The organism is Hymenobacter polaris (genome assembly GCF_012927305.1).
In the GTDB taxonomy this organism is placed as follows: Bacteria; Bacteroidota; Bacteroidia; order Cytophagales; family Hymenobacteraceae; genus Hymenobacter; species Hymenobacter polaris.
In genome coordinates this window covers 80713-99309 of sequence record NZ_JABBGH010000001.1, presented here as the reverse complement: position 1 = coordinate 99309, position 18597 = coordinate 80713, and the positions used below count along the sequence as shown (strand labels likewise).

Here is an 18597-nt window from a genome sequence, read left to right as displayed (position 1 = left end):
TATGCTAAAATATCTACTCGTGCTTTTACTGCTAAGCCTGGGCCTGCGCCCGGTGGCCGCGCAAAACCCTATTACCGATGAAAGCCTGGCTTCGCAGCAGCTAAAGCAGCGCCTGCGGGGGCAGTACCTGCACAACGATACTGCGCAGGCCATTATCACGCTCTATAGCCGGCGGCAGGCGGGCGGCGTCAGCTGGATGGTGGGCGCCACCCTCTCGGCCCTGCGCCTGGGCCTAGGCACCGGCAGCACCAGTAACCCCGGCAACAGCCCCTACTACACGACCGGCCCGGATGGCAGCGGCAACCTGGGCGGGGCTTTCTTAATCGCCACGCCCCTGGCAGGCTACGGCCTGGCCAAGCTGCTGCACTACAGCAACGCCCACCTCCAAACGGTGCTTACCAACTACGCCGCCGGCCAGCCCCTGCCCCGCGCCCTGCGCCGCAAGCTGAAGCCTCGCTTTTTCGCGGCGCCCATCGTCAAGTATAAGGCAGTAACCGTCAAGCCGGCGCCGTAAGCGCTCCTTATAGTATGCGTTCGCTGCTTTATACGCTATTGGCTCTGCTGCTCAGCTTGCCGCTTGCCGCCCAAACCCCCGCTCTCCCACCCTTAGGCGCCGCCCCGGCCGACTCGGGGGCCGTGCTGGTGTTCAACAACTGGTATTTGCCGCGCTACGAGCCCAGCGCCCGTAGTGGGGCCGATACCACCGGGGCGCTGCTCTCGCTGTTTCGCAAGCGTCGCTATGCGGGTTTTCTCTACACCATCCCGTTTATTGTGGGCATCTCGCTCGCCCTGCCCCTTTCTACCACCGACCAGTACGGCCAGCGGCACGTGGCCAGCGAGGCCATTTCGCCCCCGCTGGGTAGCGCCATCCTAGTAGGTACGCTGGTCGGCTTCGTCGTGCACGCTAACCGCTTCAACAAAAGCCACCTGCTGGCCCTCGACCGGGCCTACGCGACGGGCACGCCCCTGCCCGCCCGCTACCGCAACCTCCTGAGCGAGCGCCATTTTGCCGAAGCCGCGCTGCTGCGCCAAGCCATTGCCCAGCAGCGCGCCCGCGAGCAGGCCAGCGCCCTTCGCAGCCAGTAGCTTGTCCAAGCCGGAGCCAGCAAATAGCGCCTGACTAGCAAGCTCTTACAGCTTACATCTGGCTAGGGCCTAGGGCTAGCTATGCTGGAATAGTACGGGCCCAGCGCGGCACCAACGGCCGCGCCAGGCTCGCATTCTGGCCGCCTTTTATTTCCTGACTTTATAGAAGCTACCCTCGCTCACCTGCGCAACCAGCACCAGCAAACTTGGGATGCGTTTTCGCCGGGCTAGAAAAAAATGGGATGCCTGGACAATGTATTTTCTGCGGCCAATAGGCACGGCCATCATTGAAGCCCTGCGCCTTCAACCCACCGACCAGGTGCTGGACGTGGCCACCGGCGAGCCCAACCTGAGCCTAGCCCGGCTGGCGCCCTGGGGCCACATTACGGGTTTCGACCTTTCGGCGGGCATGCTGGCTATCGCCCAGGAAAACGCCGCGCGCCAAGGCCTTGCCAACTAGAACACCGTGACCAGTGATGCCTGCGCTCTACCCTTCCCCAACCAGCAGTTCGACGCCGTTAGCTGCCGCATGGGTTTCCTATTTTTTCCCGATATGCTGCTGGCCACTCAGGAAATGTACCGGGTACTGAAGCCCGGCGGCCGGCTGGCCACCAGCGTGTGGTCGGCCCCACCCCACAACCTCTAGATAACGACTAGGATGGGTAGCGTTGGCGCCCACTTGCTGCTGCCAACCCCCGCACCCCTGGCGCCTGGCATGTTTCGCCGCGCCCAGCCGGGCCTGCTAGCGCAAGCGGGCTTCCAAACATTCGCGAAACCGAGCTGCGAAGCGCCGTCGAGTTTGACAGCCCTGAGAGCTACTGGCGAAATATGCTGGAGGTGGCCGCCCCGGTAGTAGCCGCCATGCGCCAAGCCAACGAGCCCACTCGCCTGGCTTTTAAGAAACGCTATTTACCCGACTCGCACCCTAACGGTGGCAGGTTAGCTCTCGCTACCATTCGGGGCGCTAGTGATGGTAGCGAAGAAGGCTTAGAAGCTTAAGCTATCAATTCTGCGCGGCGCAGTCAGCACACCAGAACTTTGTAAACTCACCACCGACGGTTTGACTTACGCTGCCTAGGCTTTTAGCAGCGTTTAATGGCCAACTGGTCCGGGCTGGCGTAGTAGTGGCCAAGCTGAATGCGGCAGTGCGCCGGTGCCTTTATTTGCCGTTTACCCTTAGGACCTATTTATGACTAAAAGTGCTGGCTTCTGGACGTGCCCCGCCAGGAGCCTGGTGCTTTTTACTACCTTAAGGCCAGTGCTGGCCAGCTAGCCAGCATGGCGCGGGCAGCTTGCTGGCCGCTTACTAACGCGGCTTCTACCGTGCCGGCGGCTGGCCCTTCGTAAACGCCCTCGCCAGCAAAAAAGAGCGTGCTAGCCACGGAAGCCCCTAGGGCCGCCCGGGCCGCGCTAGCTCCTACGGTGGGATACGAGTACGCGCCCTGGGCATAGGGGTCGCAGCCCCAATTGCACACGTAGTGCGCGCATAGCTGTGCTTCCAATGCCTTGGGCGTCACGGCCAGCACGTAGCTCAGCGATTCCAAGGCGCGGCGTAGTATCTCATCGTCCGAGGCCATAGCTAACTGCTGCGCCGCCGGTCCGGCCAGCCAGCCCGTGAGTTGCGGCGTGGCAGCCGGCAACTGGCTCCACCAGGTAGGCACTGGCGCGTCGGATAGCAAAAATTCCAGCTCCGGCAGCCGCCCATGCCAGAATGCAGTACGAAACTCCAGCACAATCTTGATAACCGACCCGAAGCCCAGTTGCGCGGCGGCAGCTCGGTGCGCGGCTAGCTCGGGCACAAAACGAAGGTAGCCCGGCTGATGAGGCCCTAGCTGCCATACTCCCAGCGGCACCGTGCACAGTATTTGCCGGGCGCGATAGGTGGCACCCGTAGTGGCAAGCAGCGTTGCCTCTCCCGACTGCCAATCGATTTTCTGAATGGGCGTAGCCAAGTGCAGCACTGCCCCGGCTGCCCGCGCCTGCGCTGCCAGCCAATGCAGCAATGGCCCGTAGCCCCCTAGCGGCCGCGGTGAATCGTCGGCGTCGCCCGTCGCCCACTCATCGCGCAAGGCCCAGGCGCTCACGCGGGTAGCATCAGCTGCATCGTACCCCTCTGCAAACTGCGTGGCAAAAGTTCGCAGTGCAGCGTGCGCCGGCCCCGCAAACTCTTGGGTTAAAAAATCAGCCAGTGGCATATCGTGGGGTAGCGCCCGCAGCTTTTCTAGCAGTGGTGGCAACTGAGCAAAAAAATCGGCATCGGGTTGCAGCTGGCCATCTTGCACTAGGTAAGTTTGCCCATCGGCCGCCTGCCATTCTAGGCCGGCTTCGCCGAGTAGCACGCGGGTAAGAGGCACTGCGCCATGCATAAATTCGGCCCCAGCCTCAATAGCTCGGCTAAAGCCAGGTGGCGTAAGGGTGTGCACACGTCCGCCTACCCGGTCGCGAGCTTCTACTATGCATACTTGCCGGCCAGCGCGGGCCAACTCGCGGGCAGCCAGCAGTCCCGCCGCCCCTGCACCAAGAACTAATACTTCGGTGGAATAAACGGTGCTTCTATCGATAACCATTGAGGGGTCTTTAGAACCTGTATATTAAATATTATAATTATACTATATTAAAGATATAAACTAATCTGCTGCGCTAAAAGCAGAACAACCAAAGTAAGCGCAACTAGTTGATAACCACATAAGTCATAACTATACGACAGTATATGTTTATCTTCAAATCAGTATTGCACCAATAACGCATTCCTTCCTAGTATATCAAAAGGCAAAGAAATCAAGCATCAAGCTATATATTAGCCAATTCACACCACCAAGTCAAACTGCTTACTTATCTACGCTAAGCTGTACAATACAACATAAAGTAAGGTCTTTGCGCCCACCCAAAGCCTATATTTTATACGCAATATTTTGTTTATCAGACATATAGCTCGAACTTATTATACACTATCGACTATTAATTACTACCAGCACCCAGCGAGCTGCAGACATAACAGTTTCTTATTCTTTATAAAAGGAATACAAGATAAAGTACGTATTCTATTAAGAAAACAATCTTTACTTGACCATACCAATCATTATACTAGTTTAACCCTTATCTTAGCGGCCGGTGAGGTGAGCGCATCACATAATCTTTTGTTGATGCAAGATAACACAACCTACTTAACCGAAAAATCTAAATTTAACCTATTCAGCAACTGATAACTAATCAAGTCGCTGACACAAGTGTATAAAAATAGTGCTTCAGAGAAATTCTTACTGATAAAAAGATTTAAACATAACTCTCAAACCTGAACTGTGAAGACAACCATTACAAATACAATAAAAGGCAAATTTTTACAATTTGTGTTTCTATTACTAGCTGGTTCTTGTGTTCCTAATAGAAATATAGTTTACTTCAGCGATTTGAAGGAAACAGCTAGTTATACAGAGGAAATTAAGAATAAAGTTACACCCAGAATTCAACCAGATGACTTATTAAGCATTACCGTTAGCAGCTTAAACCCAGAATCTAACATATTGTTTAATAATGGGGTATTACAATCAGCAGGTAGTGGAGGAATTACTGGAACTACTGGACGAGTTAGTGATGGCTATCTTGTAGATAAGGATGGAGCAATAAATTTTCCTGTTTTAGGAAGTGTCATTCTGGGTGGCTTAACTAAAGAGGAGGCGACTGAAAAAATGGTGTCGGAAATAAAAAAGACTGTTAAAAATCCAATAGTAAATATCAGATTTTTAAATTTTAGAATTACAGTTGTCGGTGAGGTAAATCGTCCATCTACTCTCACAATCCCTAGCGAAAGTATAAATATAATAGAGGCCCTAGGTTTAGCTGGTGATTTAACGGTATACGGCAAAAGAGAAAATATCTTAATTATTAGGGAAAGCGGAGGAAAACGTACTGCTGCCCGACTTGATTTAACCAGCAAAAATATTCTCAATTCGCAATATTTTTATTTGCAACAAAATGACGTTGTTTATGTAGAGCCCGTGAAGGCTAAATCTATACAAACTGGAAATGCTGTAGTATACCTACCAATTATTACTACTGTGATTTCTTTAATAAGCCTTTTATCAGTAATTATTATTCGTCGTTGATTAATTATCACCAACGTAGTTTCAAACTCAATAAATAGATATAATCATGACGAATGATGAGCTTTTTCCATTAGCACCAGAACAATCTAATTTGGTAGATATTAAACGTATTTTACTAAGGTACATCCGTTATTGGTATTTATTTTTGCTTGGAGCCACTATTTCATTAACTGTTGCCTATTTATACTTAAAATACTATGCTGTTCCACAGTATAACGTATACAGCACTCTTTTACTTAAAGATGATAAAAGCGGCCAAGAATTATCTAACGCTGATGCTTTAAATGATTTAGGTGTAGCTAAGTCAACCAAAAACATCGATAATGAAATAGAAGTAATTAAGTCTAAAAGCCTTATGACCAGAGTGGTCAAAGAATTAGGTTTAGTGACAAGTTACTATATTGAGGGCAAAATTAAAGACAAAGAAATTTATGGAAATTCATTACCGATAAAAATACTGCCGGGCAAAATAGACTCTACTGCAGCAGGTAATAGTTTCATAATTAAATTAAAGCCTAACAATAGCTTTGAATTAACTGACGGCGGACGTACTAAGATTTATAAATTTGGTGAAGAGATAAGTAAATCATATGGTGTCTTTACCGTGGTACCAGCTATTGCGAGCAGCAATACAAGCACTAAAATAATTGTACGTTTTCAGAACATAAAGCAAATAGCTGATTACTATAATCATGCTCTTGGAGTACAACCTGTCAATAAGAACGCCAGCATCCTACTTCTAAGTCTCACAGACCCAATACCAGCGAAGGCGAAAGATATTCTCAATAAGCTGATGAGTGTTTATAATAGAGAGGCTGTTGAGGATAAAAACTTAATGACAGATAACACGCTAAAATTCCTGAATGAACGCCTACAATATTTAACTACTGATTTATCCGGCGTTGAAAAAGTAGTAGAAAAATATAAAAGTGTTAATGGCCTAACTGATATAAGTGCACAGGCAACAGAATACACCGCTCAAGCAAGTAATTATAATACTCAACTTTCAGGGCTAGCAATACAAATTGAAGTATTAGAATCACTAGAAAATTACTTAGATAAAAGCGCTAGCAGATACTCAACAGTACCCAGCACGCTTGGCATTACTAATGAAACATTAGTAGCCTTAATAGGAAAATTTAATGAGCTACAGATGGAGCGAGAGCGGATGCTACGCACCACCGAGCCGGATAACATACTTGTTCAGAATATTAATCAGCAACTGGCAGATTTACGAGTTAATATTCTAGAAAATCTACGAAATATAAAAAACGCTTTGCAAATTACTCGTAGCAATCTGCAAGCAAGTTCCGGCCAATTTCAATCAAAGGTTAAACGAGTGCCAGCAATGGAGCGTGAATTGCTAGAAATAAACCGACAGAAACTAATAAAGCAGAATATATATTCATATTTGCTACAAAAACGTGAAGAAACAGCTTTAACATTAGCTGCTACTGCCTCCGTAGCTCGTGTACTCGATCCAGCTATGGGCGGTGATTTTCCAATTAGTCCTAATACCCAAACTATCTATTTGATGTCATTATTATTAGGCTTAGGAATGCCCTTCGCAGGAATATATTTTGCCAGTCTATTAAATAATAAAGTTCAGACACAGCAAGATGTATCTAATATAACGTCAATTCCCATACTTGGTGAAATTGCTCATAATGACGCAAAAGATATATTAGCCATATCTCCTGGAACTCGTAGTCCAATTTCAGAAATGTTTCGCTTAGTGCGTACTAATTTGAACTATGCAGCTATTGGTAAGGAACCGTTAGTCACGTTAATAACTTCAAGTGTAAGTGGGGAGGGAAAAACTTTCTTTAGCATCAATTTAGGCGCTAGCTTAGTGCTGACTGGGAAAAAAGTTTTACTAATTGATTTGGATTTACGTAATCCTAAAATATCTCGCGAATTAGGTTTAGCTAATGGACTTGGTATTACCAATTATCTTATTGACCACGATATTTCCATCAAAAATATTATAAAGTCATCAGAAAAGATTCCAGATTTATTTGTAATAAGTTCCGGACCAATTCCTCCAAATCCTGCTGAATTAATTATGAGTTCTAAGTTTGCTCATTTAATTGATGAATTGAAAGCAAGCTTCGATTATATTCTTATTGACACCTCACCAGTAGGGCAAGTAGCTGATGCCTTTACTATAAGTTCTTTAATAGACTTAACAATATACTTAGTTAGATATAATTACACTCAAAAAGGCCAATTAGCAATATTAAAAAACACCTTTAAAAACAAAACATTAAGTCATCCTATGATTGTATTAAATGATGCCAAAGAAATTAATGGCAGTAATTATGGCTATGGATATGGATATGGATATAAAAATGATAATAGCAAAAAGAAAAAATCATTTTATTAGCATATAACTTAGTTGCTACTAATTGTTACACATTTTATGAAAAATTTGGCTAGCAGTGTTTTTAATCAACATACTTACGCTAAAGGATTGCAGTGGAGTAAGCTTATTGTTATTACTGGTGGATCACAAGTTGTAATTCAATTAGCAAGTCTTATTTGTGGAATTCTAATTATCAGATTACTTTCAACTCAGGAATATGCTCTTTATACTCTAGCTAATACTATGCTTGGCACAATGATTATGTTGGCTGACAATGGCATAAGCAGCGGTGTAATGGCTGAGGCAGGTAAGGTTTGGTTAAACAAAGAGAAATCGGGAATTGTGTTAGCAACTGGCTTACGCTTAAGAAATAAATTCGCTATTTACACTCTAATAATAACACTACCGATATTAGGCAGCTTATTGATAAAAAATAATGCAACATGGATAGGGATGATTTTGATTACACTCTCCATTATTCCTGCTTTCTTTGCTGCTCTATCTGATAATTTATTAGAAATAGCTCCAAAACTACATCAGGATATTAATTCATTGCAGAAGAATCAAATAGAAGTAAGTATTTTAAGATTGATTCTCAACACAGTACTAATTTTAATTTTTCCATTTACATTTATAGCATTAATTGCTAATGGCATCCCCAGAATTTATGGTAATTACAAATTAAAAAAGATATCAAGCAAATTTATTGATAGTAATAATAGTATAGATTACGCAATAGAAAGAGAGGTTATGAAAGCGGTCAAGCGCACATTACCAATCGTAATTTATCACTGCTTGTCTGGCCAAATCTCAATTTGGCTTATTTCATTATTTGGCACAACTTCTAATATTGCACAATATGGTGCTCTAGGAAGATTGTCAGTGATTTTTTCCATATTTTCTACACTTTTTTCGACATTAGTAGTGCCGAGATTTTCTAGAATGGAAATAACAACCAAGGTCTTATTGAAACGTTTTTCTTTAATACAGCTAAGCACAACAATTCTAAGCTTAATCATACTATTTTGTATCTGGCTCTTATCAAATCAAATGCTTTGGATTTTAGGCAATAAATACAAGAGCCTAAATACTGAATTGATATTAATGAGTATAAACGGATGTTTAGGATTTATGACTGGAATAAGTTCACAACTAATAATTAGCCGTGGATGGTTTATGAAACCATATTACCTCATGGGACTTAATTTTTTTTCATCAATAATTTTTATCACAGTATTTCATAACGCTTCACTAATTAGCATACTTTATTTTAATATTATCTTATCACTACTAACTTATTTGTTAAACACTATGTTTGGTTTTTTTCAAATTTCTAAATTCAATTCATTGTCGTTAATTAATTCTTAAAAGATCTATTACTTTTTAAATTTCAACAATTACCTTAGCTATGGATGAAGACTTAATTACCATATGCATTCCTGCTTACAATGCAGCAAAATTTATTGGTGAAACATTGCAATCAGTTAAGAAACAAATATATAAAAATTGGAATATTATAGTAGTTGAAGATGGCACAATGGATGGTACGCGGGAAATAGTTGAAGAATTTAGTACTCAAGTTGTTCAAAAGGTAACATACTTAAGACAAGATAAAAATCAAGGTGCTCCAGCAGCTAGAAATATTGCAGCTAAGGCTTCAACAGGAAAGTGGCTAGCCTTTTTGGATAGTGATGACTTATGGCACCAAAATCATTTATCTTCTTTGATAGCTGCATCCCAATCACATCCCGATAGTGAATTCATCCATAGTGGAGCAATATCTTTTGATAGCGAAACAGGCAAGAAACTCACAGAACAAAATATATCTCAAGAGTTAATTAATCAGTTTCCAATTTCACTTTTTAAATCTAGCTATGGTATACAGCCATCAGCAGCAATGATTTCTTCTAGATTATATAAATCAATTAATGGATTTAATACAGCTTTGAAAGATGGTCAAGAAGATATAGAAATGTGGTTTAGATGTGCTAGAGCTAATTGTAAATTCACATTTACTGGCCAAAACACTTGCGATTATAGAAAACATTCTGAAGGATTATCAAATCACGTACTTAAGATAACAACAGGAATTGCCCAAGTTTATAGTATGCACATAGACTGGGAAGAAATTCCCAAAAAAATCAGACTACAGCTAGCTGCTGATAGTTGGTTATCAGCAGCTAGACTCGCACGAAAAAACAATAAAAATCTAGCTAAAGAGTATTTCTTCAAATCATTAAGTTATAAAAAAACCCTACAGCATTTTCAATTTTGGATTTTATTACAAATAACTTAGTTACATTAAAGTAAACTGGTTTTGCAATAAATTCTACTTATAGTTTTTGTAAAATTATCTTTAGCAAAGATATTTATTAACAACACTGAATGTGAGCATCATATTTTTATTATAATTAATTTTGTAGTACATAAATATAAGTAAGTTATTTCAATTACTTTATTTAAGCCGATCATTAACTACAAATTATAATTTGTAGTTAATGATCGGCTTAAATAAAGTAATTGAAATAAGACCTTTTCGTATAAAAAATTTGCTTATAACTAAGCTATTATGACAAATAACAAAAATATTGAAACTAATTACTACAGAAAATATTCATCACATGAAAAAGTTTAAAGGACAAAGCATAATAACGAAAAAAATAGCATCAAAAATTGCTGAATTCAATAAGAATAGTTTTGCACGGTATATCAATGATTCAAATAGACTAAAGCAACTATATGCAGATATTCACAATGATAAGGTAATTGAAATTGAAATTGTCAGTTTTTCTTCTACCTATGATTTTAATGAACAAGTTTTATCAATTTTATCTTTTATCAAAAATATCGGGATTCCTATTTCTTGGACATTGTATTCAGATGGAACGCATACACAAGAACAGATTAATCGAATTGAATCAGCTTTTACTTTTCTAAAACTTATAAAAACTGATATTATTGAAAATTATATAAGGGACAATATAAAGGATTCATTAATTCCATATAAAAATCTGTTAATTAGTTATGCTAAAAAACTCCCATTAGGAAAACGCCTTTTCTTATATTTAAATTACTCAATAAAATATCCAACTCTATTCATAGATTCTGATATTGTTTTCTATCAGAAATCTCAATGCATAATTAACTTATTAAATGACAGCAAAGATGGATGGTTTTTGCCTGATGCCGACTACAATAATTTAGATAGCCGTTATGTAGCAAACACCACTCCACAACATTATCAAGTAAATGGAGGTTTTTTTCTTTTGAACAAAGAACTTGTAAAAGTATCGAATGGACTTGATTTTTTAAAAATATTAGATGATAAATATGAATATTTTAGCGACCAAACAGTCTTCCATATTATAATATCAGAAAATAATTTTATGCCATTAGATCCAAGAATATTTATTTTAAATTCAGGTGATCAGTTTGATTTTAGCTACTTACATCCGAAGGAAACGATTGCCATCCGACATTATACTGGCCCAGTGAGACATAAAATGTGGCAGCAGAACTGGAAATGGCATCTTTCATTTACCCATTAAATATTAATAAAATATATGACTTTAAAATAAATTGGCAAGTATCCCGACACTAAGTTGATAATATATTAAATAATTTTCGTTTTGTACTAACATATTATAGTTTGTTCTGTCAAAGTGTTAAATTTTATAAATATTAGTTTTAAATATATATTCATTAATGATATAAAATATATTTTTATAATCGCTAACTTAGCTTTTTTAAAGTGAGATAATGAAAAGAGGTATATATATTGTTGCGAATAAAAAGAGTGAGCAATTGTGCAAGAATCTTATATACTCAATAAGAGAAAGTGGTTGCAATTTACCTATCAGATTAATTCACTTCGGCGGGAAACAAATAAGCTCCTCATACATATTAAACCAAGTTGAGTTGTTAAACTATTCAGATTTTTCTGATGAAGCAAAAGACTTTATAACTAATTTAAGAAGTGTGTTAGTTGAATGTCCAATGGGCTTCCTTTATCGCTACTTAGCTTGGTTCTCAGATTGGGATGAATTTATATATTCAGATAATGATATTGTTGCACTTTGCAATTGGGAAATTTTATTCAGTTATTTAAATAAATACGAATTAGTACATGCAGATGAAGAATACACTACGAATGGACTATATAACTATAACAGACCCGAATCAGTCAAGGAGATATTCGGAGAGCTTTCTTTATTATCAGCTGTGACTGCAGGACATTTAGTAGTTAAGCGAAACGAAAAAATGATAATTGATATAAAGAATGCTATAGAATGGTTTAAAAACAATCCCGATATCCCTAAAAAACATGATCAGTCATTATTGCATGTAGCGACATTATTAGGCAGTTGGAATATATTAAACTTATGCAAACCTCCTCACAACTGGTTAAGTTCTTGGGCTGGAGATTACAAGAATTCACTTCACTTAGTGCAGTCTATACAGTTAAACGATTCTAGAATAAGTCATATCCATTATTCAGGAGGGTCTCCAAAAGGAAATTTACCTATCCAAGACTTACTTTTTTCAGCAGACAGTGAACGTAACCGATTAATAAAGTTAGCTTTTATATGCTTACGTTTCTTATCGAAATTTGAAAGTTTTAGTTTCCAGATTTCGAGGATAAAACGGTTTTTAAAAGTTAAAAAAATATGATTGATTTTTAATCAAAAAAGAATCGATTCAAATATAAACTTTTTCATAATTATGAATTCAGCTATTTGCACACTTTTTGAAGGGAATTATCACTATGGCGTAGCTGCTTTGATTAATTCACTCTGCAAACAAGGTTACAAAGGGACAATATATGTTGGTTACCGAGGTAAACTACCAGATTGGTCAGCTAATGCTGTACAGAATCCGACGCTTTATTGGAATGATAGTAGCATATTACAGGTATCTCATGAGGTTCAAGTCCATTTTTTACCTCTTGATACACATTATCATTTCACAAATTATAAACCTGACTTTATACTAAAATTATGGGAAAACTTGGCGAGCGAAGCAACCGCAATCTTTTATTTTGATCCCGACATTGTGGTGACAGCTCCTTGGATTGTCTTTGAAAACTGGACAGCATATGGAGTATGTCTATGTGAAGACATACACTCTCCTAAAGCACAACATCACCCAGTACGCGAAGAATGGCGACTATTTTTTGGTGCGAGAGGTTTCAAGTTAAACTTTAAGGAATCAATATATGCAAACGGGGGGTTCATCGGATTAAGAAAAAAAAATATAGGTTTTTTAATAACTTGGCGTGCTATACAAGAAGCAATGGCTTCTGTCATTGGCGGATTAGACAATTCTTTTCTTTCAATTTTACCTGATTCATTGCCCTTCGATCCATTCAGTATTCCTGACCAGGATGCGATGAACGCTGCAGTAGAAGCATGGGACGGAATAGTAAGTTTTGTAGATAAAGCAGGTATGTCTTTCAGTGCTAGTTCATCATTGATGTCTCACGCAATCGGGACAGGTAAGCCATGGGTTCGCAAACCTTTGGTTAGTATGCTGACTGGCACTCCTCCAAGACGGGCAGATCGAGATTACTGGAACTCGGCGAATGGCCCTATTTTATCGCAACCAACTGGTTTAGTTCGGCGACGTCAGATAGCTATCCGGATAGCTGCCCTATTAGGGCGATTTTATAGTCGAAATTAATAGGAAAATAAATATTTTAAAGAGTTTTACCTCCATTATTCATAGTACAATGATAACTTACCTGATACAGCAAGGATATTTTGTATTACGGTTTCGTTATCGGGCATGGTTTTTAAGTCTATTTAGAAGTTATTGGTATTCTTTATTAGGAATGAATATTGGTTCAGGCACAACAATTCCTTCATTGCACACTACATGGCCAAATCAAATTTCTATTGGAAACAATTGTATACTTGAACATAATATTTATTTCAAATTTGATGGAATTTGGCAACAAGGCTATGCAATAGTAATAAAAAATCAAGTATTTATTGGCACTAATTGCGAATTCAATATTAGACAAAAAATTATTATTGGCAACAATACTCTTATTGCTTCCGGCTGCCGGTTTATTGATCATGACCATGGCATACAAGCAGCTTTGCTTATTAGAGAGCAAGAAGGTTCCGAAAAGCCTATTTACCTCGGTAATGATGTATGGTTAGGCTGTAATGTAGTGGTGCTAAAAGGAGTTATAATTGGTGATGGCGCAGTCATAGCTGCAGGTTCTGTAGTAACAAAATCTATTCCAGCAAACGAAATTTGGGCAGGAGTACCAGCTCGAAAAATTGGTCAACGAGGCACATGAAAATTGCTTTCCTCTGTGGTTCACTTGAACCTGGTCGAGATGGTGTAGGAGATTATGTACGCCAACTGGCTTTAGAACTACGGCGTCAAGGTCAGCAAACAGTTGCAATTGCACTAAAAGACCAGTATATCACCGAAGTAGTTGTGTTACCCCTGCTACTCATAAAAGAAGCATTGCCAGTACTAAGACTTCCAGCTAAATGGCCCGCTTTCCGTCGCTTCCGGCAAGCACATCAATGGTTGGAAGAATTTCAACCTAGTTGGATTAGCATACAATTTGTACCATACTCCTTTCATCAAAAGGGCTTACCAGTTACACTAGGTGAAAAAATAATACGATTAGCTCACAACCGGCAAATACATTTGATGATGCATGAATGTTGGATAGGAAATGAGCCTGGAACAACATTAAAACGGCAGCTAATATCGTGTTTGCAAAAAAAATTAATAAACCGGCTTATTAGCTATATCCATCCATCAGTTATTCATACACATCTTCCAGTTTATCAAGCTAGCTTACAACGATTAGGATGGCATGCATTACCTTTACCACTGTTTTCAAATATTCCAGTTTCACAAAATCCACTATTAGAAACAGAAACTAGTCAGAGAATTTTTCGCATTGGGATTTTTAGTCAAATTAGCTTTAACAGTCCTTTTATCACCTTTCTTATAGCCTTTATTACACAGCTTATTCAATACCCACATAGTTATCAAATAGAAATTTTACTTATTGGCGGCGAACCTGCCAAAATGAGCGTTATAAAATCCGAGCTCGAAATTATCCTTAACTTACGCGGACAAGTGCGCTACACAGGTTTTATAGAGCCTATTAAGTTATCTGATGCTTTACAAGGATGTCAATTAGGCATTACCACTGTGCCTCGTAATGGTTTGGGTAAAAGCGGTAGTGTTGCTGCTTTCCTCGCCCACGGCATTCCTGTAGCAGCTCCTTATATACATCCAGAAGCAATATCTACTGATATTGGTTTTTTTTCTGCAAACTTGCGTTCAGCTATCTTAACAGAGCCAGATATTGCATCTTATCAGAATACGAAAATAGCTGCTCAAAAAGCAAAAAATATAATTACACTTTCTAAGATTGCTCGCACTTTCTTAATAGATATATCAAACAAATAATCAAACCCTTATTAAAAAGCAATAATAATGAACACGATTCATTGTATGTATCAAAATAATACTAATATAGATTATCTGTTTTATGATGAAGCATTTATTTGCATGATCTAATATCAACTTAGTTAAATGCAATGCAAAGTATCACTATTAATCCATAACACCTAATCGCAATTACATTTCATTTAATTAAAAAAACAAAGATATTGATATTTTATTAATACCAATAATTAATGCGATTAGGATGCAGCATAAATCAAATCTACTTATACAAAACATTCAAACTGTGATAAAGGCTTAACCTGTAATATGAATAACATAAGCGTAGATATTGCTATCATCATTAACTCATACAACCGCTTTGCACTTTTACAAGAATGTTTACAAGCATTAGAACGCTGGGTTATTCATTCGGAATTTAAGGATAGGTGTGCAGTAGTAATTTATGAAGCTGGCTCATCTGATGGCAGTATCGAATGGCTACAAAATAATGCCCAAGAGCTAAGTTTTCCAATTAAACTTATTCTTCCTAAAGCGACAGAAGACACGTCTTTTGCTGCCGGGCTCAATAAAGGAGTAATACATGCTGAAATCCAGTTTCCAAATCTTAAGTATCTACTTTTTTACGAAACTGACAATCAAATTCTTAGTAAGAATCCACTTACAAATGCTTTATTCCAGCTTGAACTTCAAAAAAATTTAGGTGCCTGTGGATTTACTGTTCGTCAAATCAATGGAAAGCCAGCAGGAATAGGGCAACCATTTCCAACGCTATTCAATTTTGCTATAGGCAAAAACTTGGTTCATCGCTTTCAATTAGAAGCTATTCCCTACCAATGGATGAAAGGCATTAACGGAGTAGAATTTAGTGAGGTTGACGTAGTGTATACTAGTCCTTTAGTAGTCAAATTAGTGGCTTGGAAAGAATCTGGCGGCCTTGATAGCGAGCGCTTTCCTTTTTCGGATTGCGATATAGATTGGGCTCGCCGTTTACGCAACTTAGGGTGGCGAATGGGAGTTGTTCGTTCAAATGATGTCATCCATGACAATCAAGATGCCCTATCAACTTGGTCAAAATCAAGAGCTATTCAAAATAATAGGGGTCGTTTGCGATACTTCCAGCGTCACCGGCCCATAGGAATTTACATAGTTTGGCCATTTCCTTTAATGCTACGCCACTTAATCGAGTTGATAAGCGTCAAGTTGACGGTAAAAGATCCTGAACGCCGGCTCAAATTATCAAAACAATTTCTGGAGTTATTAAAATCTTGTTTTCGCAAGTATGAATCTACTTAGTAATTTTATAGATATGCTTCACCGTTAATTCACAACTTAATTAATGAGGACAAAGCAGATTCGTCTTATTTCGGGAGAAACTAGCGTTGTGCTCGATACCTTACGCTTAGGGTCATCACTGACGGTATTCTATATTCATGCCCGTGAGATGTGGTTCCCTAATCTTGTCTTGCCACCTGAGGCACCTGGTAATATGGCGCATGCGGCAGTGGTCATCTTTTTCGTTTTATCAGGTTATGTTATTGCTCACACAACTACGAGTAACAACCGCGGGCCAAAGCATTATGCTCTAGCCCGCTTAAGTAGACTTACTTCTGTAGTATGGCCGGCTTTGCTCATCACTGCTATTACAGAATTTATATTGACACAGTTGGCTCCCGCTATAGCAGCTGCTCATAGCCGCGGACTGGCTTTACCGCGCTACTTATTAGCAGGTAGTTTTCTGAACGAAATCTGGTTTATTTCAGCCACTCCACCTATAAATGTACCTTTATGGTCATTAGGATTCGAATTTTGGTATTATACTATTTTTGGGCTTTGGTTTTATCGCCCAGCTAGCTTAAAAAGACTATCATTGCTTTTAGTTGCCTGTCTAATTGCCGGGCCTAAAATATTGCTCATGATGCCTTTATGGTTAGCAGGCGTTATAGCTTATAAGCTAGCTCGTCCACAGCTTTCATCTGCAATTTCTTGGTTATTTGTGTCACTAAGTTTACTAATCGCATATTTACTAGTACTCTATATATCCCCTTTTCCTTTTGCTATTGGGCAAGCTCCACTATTTTTTGCTGGACAGTTCCTAACTGATTGGATAATAGGCCTATTCATTGCACTGGCATTATGGCTTTTACCTACTGCTACTATAAAGTATCCACAATCCCTTTGGATAAAAAAAGTTCGTCAAGTAGCTGACCTAACTTTTCCACTTTATGTCTTGCATTACCCACTGCTAATATTGTGGCAAGGAATTTTTGGTTTGCATCTTTATGAGAAGTGGCAGTTGGCCCAGGCACTGATTGCTGTGGCTCTTACGACAGCAATTTTAGGGACAATAATGGAAAAGCAACGCTCTGGTTGGGCAATCTTTTTTGCTCAATTAATCAATAAGACTTTACCAATCAAACTTAGAAAGCATAGCATTAGCCACAAACATTAAGTATATATTACATGATACATAATTTATTGGTATAATTTTTAAAATAAAAACACTATAATAAGTATTTATCACGCATCCCCAGTATAGGTAAATGCCCAAATGAGGATACTTTTTTTATCTCACGTTTTTTCACCTGCCATTGGTGGTATTGAAGCTAGTTCTGAGTTTTTAGCCGGTGCGTTTGCTAATGCAGGATATGATGTACGCTTAATGACAATGACAGCTGGTGAAAACCTGGCACTTCCCTACTCTATTATTCGTCAGCCATCGATAACAGAAATGTTAAAGCAACATGCTTGGGCAGACATAATCTATGAAAACAACCCCTGCCTACGCTTGGGCTGGCCTAAGCTTCTTTGGAACAAGCCATCTATTATCACACTGCATACTTGGATTGGACGAATTGACGGTACTATTGCCTTAGTGGACAAATTAAAATTTTGTTGGCTAGCACAGGCTAAAAAAGTTATTACTGTTAGTAAAGCATTGCAGCAAAGATGTTGGCCTGCAGCCACCATTATTGGCAATTCTTATGATGAGCAGTTATTCAGGCGGCGGCCAGTGGTCCGGAACAACGACTTCGTCTTTCTAGGCCGCCTGGTTTCCGACAAGGGTGTTGAATTAGCCATTAAAGCTTTTAATGAAGTCGTATTCAGTAAGCCTCTTGCTGGATTAGAAGAAGCTACTTTAACCATTATCGGAGCTGGTCCAGATCGTGAGCAATTAGAGCACTTGGCAGCAAGTTTACCTGACCCAAGCCGCGTCCGCTTTTTAGGAATACTAAAGGGCGAAGACTTAGTAGCAGAACTGAATCGACATGCTTTTCAGTTTATTCCTTCTACTTGGGAAGAGCCGTTTGGCATTGTTGCTTTAGAAGGTATTGCCTGCGGCTTAATTCCAATTGCCTCTAATGGTGGTGGTTTGCCCGATGCCGTTGGGATGGCAGGAGTTACTTTTGAGCGTGGTCAGTTGGCTTCCTTGGTTGAAGTAACAACCGAATTGTTGCAGAACACGGAACAGCAAGTGCGTTGTCTAGCTGCTGCGCCTAATCATCTGGCTTCATTCAGCTCTAAGACAATTATTAAAAAATTTGTGAACATATTAGAAGCTACTGGGGAAAACCGGTGAATCTGCTGCTTCATTTTGGC

Annotated in this window: 17 protein-coding genes; 16 read left to right on the top strand and 1 reads right to left on the bottom strand. The window is 40.0% G+C overall.

The window, feature by feature from the left end; translation table 11 throughout:
- The first annotated feature begins 1 nt into the window (after position 1).
- The 4 genes from HHL22_RS00410 (at position 2) to HHL22_RS00395 (ending at position 1732) form a co-directional block, all read left to right on the top strand.
- Positions 2–514 carry a hypothetical protein gene (locus tag HHL22_RS00410; protein WP_169529008.1) on the top strand — a complete coding sequence of 171 codons (513 nt, stop codon included), beginning with the start codon at positions 2–4 and terminating at the stop codon, positions 512–514.
- A 14-nt stretch (positions 515–528) separates the two neighbouring features.
- Positions 529–1086: a hypothetical protein gene (locus HHL22_RS00405; protein WP_169529007.1), complete on the top strand. Its 558-nt coding sequence runs from the start codon at positions 529–531 to the stop codon at positions 1084–1086.
- 253 nt (positions 1087–1339) lie between these two features.
- Positions 1340–1546 (top strand): class I SAM-dependent methyltransferase, encoded by a 207-nt coding sequence (locus tag HHL22_RS00400; protein WP_169529006.1) that lies wholly within the window; start codon positions 1340–1342, stop codon positions 1544–1546.
- Positions 1547–1552: 6 nt separating this feature from the next.
- Positions 1553–1732, top strand: coding sequence for a class I SAM-dependent methyltransferase (locus HHL22_RS00395; RefSeq protein ID WP_169529005.1), 180 nt, complete (start codon positions 1553–1555; stop codon positions 1730–1732).
- A gap of 598 nt (positions 1733–2330) precedes the next feature.
- Here HHL22_RS00395 and HHL22_RS00390 read toward each other — a convergent pair.
- The gene (locus HHL22_RS00390) at positions 2331–3653 is read right to left on the bottom strand and encodes a flavin monoamine oxidase family protein (RefSeq protein ID WP_169529004.1); all 1323 of its coding nucleotides are present in this window, start codon (positions 3651–3653) and stop codon (positions 2331–2333) included.
- 732 nt (positions 3654–4385) lie between these two features.
- On the opposite strand from HHL22_RS00390, the gene HHL22_RS00385 reads away from it, so the two are divergent.
- The 12 genes from HHL22_RS00385 (at position 4386) to HHL22_RS00330 (ending at position 18577) form a co-directional block, all read left to right on the top strand.
- Positions 4386–5189, top strand: coding sequence for a polysaccharide biosynthesis/export family protein (locus HHL22_RS00385; protein ID WP_317172609.1), 804 nt, complete (start codon positions 4386–4388; stop codon positions 5187–5189).
- A 46-nt stretch (positions 5190–5235) separates the two neighbouring features.
- Complete coding sequence (locus tag HHL22_RS00380) at positions 5236–7575, top strand: GumC family protein (protein ID WP_169529003.1); 2340 nt, start codon at positions 5236–5238, stop codon at positions 7573–7575.
- A gap of 36 nt (positions 7576–7611) precedes the next feature.
- Positions 7612–8922, top strand: coding sequence for a lipopolysaccharide biosynthesis protein (locus HHL22_RS00375; RefSeq protein WP_169529001.1), 1311 nt, complete (start codon positions 7612–7614; stop codon positions 8920–8922).
- Between the two features lie 40 nt (positions 8923–8962).
- Positions 8963–9850, top strand: coding sequence for a glycosyltransferase family 2 protein (locus HHL22_RS00370; protein WP_169529000.1), 888 nt, complete (start codon positions 8963–8965; stop codon positions 9848–9850).
- Between the two features lie 325 nt (positions 9851–10175).
- On the top strand, positions 10176–11102 hold the full coding sequence (locus HHL22_RS00365; protein WP_169528999.1) for a hypothetical protein: 927 nt from the start codon (positions 10176–10178) through the stop codon (positions 11100–11102).
- A 211-nt stretch (positions 11103–11313) separates the two neighbouring features.
- Positions 11314–12225, top strand: coding sequence for an alpha-mannosyltransferase (locus HHL22_RS00360; RefSeq protein WP_169528998.1), 912 nt, complete (start codon positions 11314–11316; stop codon positions 12223–12225).
- 51 nt (positions 12226–12276) lie between these two features.
- Positions 12277–13233, top strand: coding sequence for a hypothetical protein (locus HHL22_RS00355; protein ID WP_169528997.1), 957 nt, complete (start codon positions 12277–12279; stop codon positions 13231–13233).
- 49 nt (positions 13234–13282) lie between these two features.
- Complete coding sequence (locus HHL22_RS00350; protein WP_169528996.1) at positions 13283–13861, top strand: acyltransferase; 579 nt, start codon at positions 13283–13285, stop codon at positions 13859–13861.
- On the top strand, positions 13858–15000 hold the full coding sequence (locus tag HHL22_RS00345; RefSeq protein WP_169528995.1) for a glycosyltransferase family protein: 1143 nt from the start codon (positions 13858–13860) through the stop codon (positions 14998–15000). The genes HHL22_RS00350 and HHL22_RS00345 overlap by 4 nt, the downstream gene beginning before the upstream one ends.
- 306 nt (positions 15001–15306) lie before the next feature.
- Positions 15307–16293 (top strand): glycosyltransferase family 2 protein, encoded by a 987-nt coding sequence (locus tag HHL22_RS00340; RefSeq protein ID WP_169528994.1) that lies wholly within the window; start codon positions 15307–15309, stop codon positions 16291–16293.
- Between the two features lie 88 nt (positions 16294–16381).
- Positions 16382–17449 (top strand): acyltransferase family protein, encoded by a 1068-nt coding sequence (locus HHL22_RS00335; protein WP_169528993.1) that lies wholly within the window; start codon positions 16382–16384, stop codon positions 17447–17449.
- 99 nt (positions 17450–17548) lie between these two features.
- Positions 17549–18577 carry a glycosyltransferase family 4 protein gene (locus HHL22_RS00330; RefSeq protein WP_169528992.1) on the top strand — a complete coding sequence of 343 codons (1029 nt, stop codon included), beginning with the start codon at positions 17549–17551 and terminating at the stop codon, positions 18575–18577.
- Positions 18578–18597 lie beyond the last annotated feature (20 nt).